At 64.4% G+C, this 5870-nt stretch carries 4 protein-coding genes; all 4 read right to left on the bottom strand.

Annotated elements, in window-relative coordinates; all coding sequences use genetic code 11:
- Positions 1-132: 132 nt before the first annotated feature.
- Entirely contained in the window at positions 133-555 is a 423-nt protein-coding gene (locus F1735_RS32240) for a hypothetical protein (protein ID WP_167240935.1), read from the bottom strand.
- A gap of 569 nt (positions 556-1124) precedes the next feature.
- The gene (locus tag F1735_RS32245; protein ID WP_167240937.1) at positions 1125-3845 is read right to left on the bottom strand and encodes a hybrid sensor histidine kinase/response regulator; all 2721 of its coding nucleotides are present in this window, start codon (positions 3843-3845) and stop codon (positions 1125-1127) included.
- An 85-nt stretch (positions 3846-3930) separates the two neighbouring features.
- Positions 3931-5304 carry a hybrid sensor histidine kinase/response regulator gene (locus tag F1735_RS32250; RefSeq protein ID WP_167240939.1) on the bottom strand — a complete coding sequence of 458 codons (1374 nt, stop codon included), beginning with the start codon at positions 5302-5304 and terminating at the stop codon, positions 3931-3933.
- 9 nt (positions 5305-5313) lie between these two features.
- Positions 5314-5870, bottom strand: a 557-nt coding sequence (locus F1735_RS32255; RefSeq protein WP_308628250.1) for an RAD55 family ATPase, incomplete at its 5' end; no start/stop codon positions are given.

The following is a 5870-nucleotide window of genomic DNA, read 5'->3' on the forward strand; positions in this document are numbered from 1 at the left end:
TGACGGATAAGCGCAGCCTGGAGCGCAACAGCGCTGGACAACGGCCCGAGCACAGCAGAAAATCCGCAAAAAATAGTCGCTTTGCGGATGGGAATGTGTCTGTCAATTTCGGAGCACGGATTCAGGTTCATCTCAACACGGTTGATTCAATAATTCATCGGCATTCTGGACATACTTCTCAAAAAATTCGCCGAGTGTACGCGCCACCAGCAATGGGTCTTTCGTATCGTAATAGTCGATGTAGACTGCACTGGTATCCGTGTCGTTTGGTTTGATGCGATAGGCCCACGAGTCGAGAAGATAGTCTGAAAACAACACACCGAACGCGTTCGCCTCATTTGCTCGCTCAGCCACTTCAGAGAGCGGCCAGAGACGCCACAGGTTGTCGTCAGGAACATCCATTCCACCGAAGGCACCGTACAGCCCAATTAGGTCTTTCGATGCTTCAATTCCTGCGTCTAAAAAAGTGGAGCGTATTATCGATTCACCATAAGGCGGAAAAGGTCTCACGTTCCCTAATTTCCATCGCTTGATGAGTATTTCCAGAGATTTCACACCTCACCTCAATAAAGAATGATTCCAAAGAGAACACGTCAGCGCGGCATTTTCCGCATCATTATTCCTATTGCGAACGATTACGGACTCAGTGGAGGCGAATAGCGGTGAAAGCACGGCAGCGTTGTGTTCATCAAAAGTTGCTAATTGATAGTGACTGAAGCACGCATAAATCCCATGCAGCGTATCGCCGTTCGAATTTCGAAAGCAGTTGTCGGCGGCACACCAGTACGGCCGCACGCAGGGCGCAACTTGAACAACAATGCAAAAGCCCGTCGCGCTTTACAGAATTCGCCTTTACATATTGGGGGACCTCGAAAAACCGTAGCGAGCGGTGCAAGTTTCGTCGGAGAAGCGCAGCCGTACGAAGGTACGGTGAGCATCGCAGGACGAAAATTGTGCCGCTCGCTACGGTTTTTCGAGGTCCCCCATTGTTACCGTCGGCCAGCAGTCGACGGCGGACGGTCGCAATCGCCCAGTGTACGACGGTGTTACTCCCAGGACAAGCGCGACGTTTTGTCAGGCGTTCCTTAAGCGCACCGTCAGCGTGCCATCGCCGGCGCGGCCACTCAGGCAAGCACTTCCGGCAGCGGGTCGTGCCCGCGCTCTTGCGCATGCAGCAAGGCCAGGTCGAGCGCTTCCATGAATTCGGCGATCTGGATCGGCTTGGTCAGGTAGCGGAAAAATCCCGCGTCCAGGCCGCGTGCGATATCGCGCGGCATGGCGTTGGCCGACAATGCGAGCACCGGAATATGCACCGTTTCCTCATAGCCACGCAACATGCGCAAGGCGCCGAAACCGCTCAGGGTGGGCAGGTTGATATCCATCAGGATCACCGAAGGCCGGTAAGCGCGCGCCAGGGCAATGCCCAGGTGGGCGTCGATGGCGGTGAGCAGCTTGAACTCCGGGCGCCGCTCCAGCAATTGCTCGACCAGCAGCAGGTTGGCCGGATTGTCTTCCACATACAGCAAGGTGTGCTGGGCCGAACCGGGCGCCGGACGCGCGCGCGCCAGGGCCGCCGCGTCGGCCGCCGACAGCGCCGCCGGCTGGACCGGCGCCGCGCAGGATACGAACTCGACCCAGAACCTGGCCCCGCGTCCGGGCTCGCTCTCGACCCCGATCGTGCCGCCCATCAATTCGACCAGTTGCTTGGTGACCACCAGGCCGATGCCGGTGCCCTCCTCCACCCCGTTTTCCTGGCCCAGCCGGTTAAACGGCTGGAACAGCTGCGCCACTTGTTCGCGGCCCAGCCCGGCGCCGGTATCGGTCACGGCGACCCGCACCATGCCGCCCGGACGCGAGGAACACGCCACATGTACCGACCCTTCGACACTGTTGTACTTGATGGCGTTCGACAGCAGGTTGATCAGGACCTGCTTGACCCGCACCCGGTCGGCGTGGATGTAGAACGGCGCGCCGGGCGTGGGAAACAGCAAGAAGATGCCGCGCGCACTCGCCTGCGGGCCGACCAGCTCGTTGCAATCGTCGAGCACGTCGCTGAGCGACATCGGCTCGGTCGACATCGACACCTTGCCCGACTCGATCTGGGCCAGGTCGAGGATTTCATTGATCAGGCGCAGCAGATACCAGCCACCCTTGAGGATCTGGTTGATCGAGCGCTGTTGCTTGAGCGTGGGCGGCGGCTCGTCCGACGCCATCAGCTGGGCGAACCCGAGCACGGCGTTGAGCGGCGTGCGCAGTTCGTGGCTCATGCTCGAGAGAAACTCCGACTTGGCCAGGTTGGCCTTTTCGGCGACGCCGCGGGCCGCTTCCAGCTCGACATTGTTCGCTTGCAGGGTTTGTTCGAACTGCTGGCGTTCGGTGACGTCGCGCGCGGCGGCGAACACCCCGCGCAGCTTGCGGTCGCGGTCGTAGAAGGTGGTGGCGTTGTAGGACACCACGGTTTCCTTGCCGTCGCGGGCGCGCGCGGTCAGCTCGTAGTTGGTGACCTTGCCGGCCGCCAGCACCCGCTTGATGCCGGCCTCGGCGCGCGCCGAATCGGTGAAGTAATTCTTGAACGGCGCGCCGATCAGTTCATCGCGGGTGCAGCCGGTCAGCGCTTCCATCTGGTGGTTCACATCGCTGATGATGCCGTGCGGATCGGTGGTCATCAGGGCGTCGATATTCGATTCGATCAGCGAGCGGGTGTAGAACTGCTGGTCGCGCAAGCGCTGGTCGAGCACGGCCTGTTCCGCCTCGACCCGCTTGCGCGCGGTGTTGTCGGTGCCGATCAGCAGGTAGCCGATGATGGCGCCATCGGCGTCGCGCAGGGCCGTCACCGACACCACCGCCGGGAACCGGCTGCCATCCTTGCGGATGTAGGTCAGCTCGTAAATGTCTTCGATGCCGCGCGAAGCCTTGAACACCAGCGCTTCGAAGCCGGGCGCGATCGGCGTGTCGAGTTCGTCGCTGAGGCTGATCGCGCGCGCCACCACTTCGTCCGGCTCCGAAATATCGGCCGGGGTGATGCGGTCGACGACATCGGCGGCGGCGTAACCGAGCATCTTTTCGGCGCCGACGTTGAAAATCTGGATCACGCCGCGCGCATCGGTGGCGATGCTGGAAAAATTGGCGCTGTTGAAGATGGCGGCCTGCAAGGCCCCGGCCCGCACCAGGGCCTGCTCGGCATTCTTGCGCGCCGTGTTGTCGGTGCCGATCAGCAAGTAGCCGATGATGGTCCCGCCGGCGTCGCGCAGGGCCGTCACCGACACCACCGCCGGCTGGCGGTTGCCGTTCTTGCAAATGTAGGTCAACTCGTAGATATCTTCGATGCCGCGCGAGGCCTTGAACACCAGCGCCTCGAAGCCGGGTGCGATGGGCGTGTCGAGCTCGGCGCTGAGGGCGGCGGCGCGCGCGATCACTTCCTGCGGATCGGAAAACGCGGCCGGGGTGATCAGGTCGACCACGTCGGCCGCCGCATAGCCGAGCATGCGCTCGGCGCCGACGTTGAAGATCTGGATCACGCCCTGGGCGTCGGTGGCGATGCTGGAAAAATTGGCGCTGTTGAAAATCGCGTCCTGCAGCGCTTCCGACTTGATCAGGCGCTGCACCAGCGCGCGCCCGCTGTCGGGAGGATGCTTGAGCCCGCGCAGCAGCACCCGGGTCGGGCGGTTGCACAGCCACAGGCACAGTGGCGCCACAAGCGCGGCCGCGCCGAACACGAGGGCCAGCGGGACCGAACGGGTCGGGTTGGCCAGGGCCAGGGCCCCGGCCACATACAAGGTCAGCAGCGCAAGCGCCAGGCCGGCCAGCGCCAACTGGCGCGGCCGTGCGGAATTGGGAGTAAACATAATCAAACCTTGAGTAACAACGATGGGCGCAAAACCCGGCCCAGCAAGGTTGCGGCGAAGCCGCGCAGACGTGCGTTGGCGCCGCCTACACCGGGCGGGCAGCGGCGGCGATGAAGCGGGTGACGGCGCTCGACGCCACCAGCGCCAGCAGGGCGTCGGCGTCGAGCGGCTTGACCAGGTACTGGCCGAAGCCGGCCGCGATGGCGTGGGTGCGGTCTTCCACCTGGCCGTAGCCGGAAATGGCGATGGCGAAGGGAATATGCGCGCCCGAGGTCTTGCGCAATTGCGTGATCAACTGGTAGCCGTCCAGCCCGGGCAAGCCGATATCGCAGATCAGCACGTCGTAGGCGCGGGCGCGCGCCTGGGCCAGCCCGGTCACGCCGTCGTACACCGAGGTCACCTGGTGGCCCTCGCCGCGCAGCAGGCGGGTCAGCGTTTCGTTGGCGTCCAGATTGTCTTCGACCAGCAGGATGCGGCGGCTGGCCGTCGCCACGTTCGGGCTCGGCAGCACCGCCAGCACGCCGGCGTCGGCCACCAGCGGCAGGGTCACGGTAAACACGCTGCCCAGTCCGAGGCCATCGCTGCTGCCGCTCACCTTGCCACCGTGCAGCTCGACGATGTTGCGCACCACGTTCAGGCCGACCCCGAGCCCGCCTTCGGCCCGCGCCAGCGCGCGCGGTCCCTGGGAGAACAGGTCGAACACGCTGGCCAGCACATCGGCGTCCATGCCGGCGCCGTTGTCGCTCACGGTCACCAGCGCAAGGCCGTCGTGGGCACGCGCGGCGACCCGGATCAGGCCGTGGTCACCGGTATACTTGGACGCGTTGACCAGCAGGTTGGCGAACACCTGCGCCAGGCGCACCGCGTCGCCGTCGACGATCAGTTCTTCCGGCAAGTCCAGCTGCACCTGCTGGTCGCGCTCGAGCAGGCGCGCCTGGACCGTCTGCACCGAGCGGCGCAGCAACTCGACCAGCGGCATCGGACTGCGCAGCAGGGAAATCTTGCCGCTGCTGATGCGCGCCGCGTCCAGCAAGTCGTCCAGCAGGCGGGTCAGGTGCAAGACCTGGCGATGGATGATCGCGTGCAGGTTCAGCAGTTCGATGGATGGCTCCGGCAGCCGCACCAGCATGGCGTTGGCCAGGCTGATCGGCGCGAGCGGATTGCGCAGCTCGTGCGCCAGCATGGCCAGGAATTCGTTCTGGCGCCGGTGCGCGCCCTCGGCCGCGTCGCGCAGGGTGCGCGCCTCCAGGGTGGCCAGCACCAGGTTGCCGTTCGCTTCGCGCAATTGATCGCCCTGGGCCGCCTGCAGCACGGCGGCGGCGCGCAGGTTGGCCACTTCGCCGGCCAGTTGCGCCAGCATGAGGCGCAAGGCGGCCGGGTCGGCGCAGTCGTCCGGCGAGGCCACGTCCATGATTGGCGTCAATGCCGGCGCAGCGTCGGTACTGTCGTCCATCGGCATGGCGTCCCCTTAGCCGGGCGGCACGATGGTCGCCGCGCACCCGGACAACAAGCCGGTGTACGGCAAGGCGCGCGGCTCGATGCGCAAGCCGCCGGCGTCGATCGTGTAGCGGCGCAGGTCGGTGCTGTGCGCGCTGCCGCGCACCTTGACCACCGACATCACCTTGGCCAGGGTGCCCTCGATCTCCACGTAGCGCATGGCGACGATGGCGTCGGCCAGGAAACCGGTGTCGGCCTGGCTGAAACGCAGCTCGGTGTAGCGGTCGTCCAGGCCCATCGTCACCACCACCGTCACGCCGAGGCGCGCCAGGCCGGCCAGGATGCGGAACACTGAGGACCGGTAGTCACTCTGGAACTCGGGCGCCAGGTACAGGCTGACCTCGGACAGCGAATCGATCACCACCCGGGTGGCGCCGCTGCGTTCGACGGCGGCGATCAGGTCGTCTAGCCTGAATGTTGCACAAACCACCGCCGCAGCGCCGCTTTTCCGATGCAGGACCTTTTCAACTTGAATCGGAATGTCGCGGGCGATAGCGTCCCTACCCAATTGAACGGGACAGTCAATGA

This window comes from Massilia genomosp. 1, assembly GCF_011682185.1.
GTDB classification, from domain to species: Bacteria; Pseudomonadota; Gammaproteobacteria; order Burkholderiales; family Burkholderiaceae_D; genus Telluria_A; species Telluria_A rubra.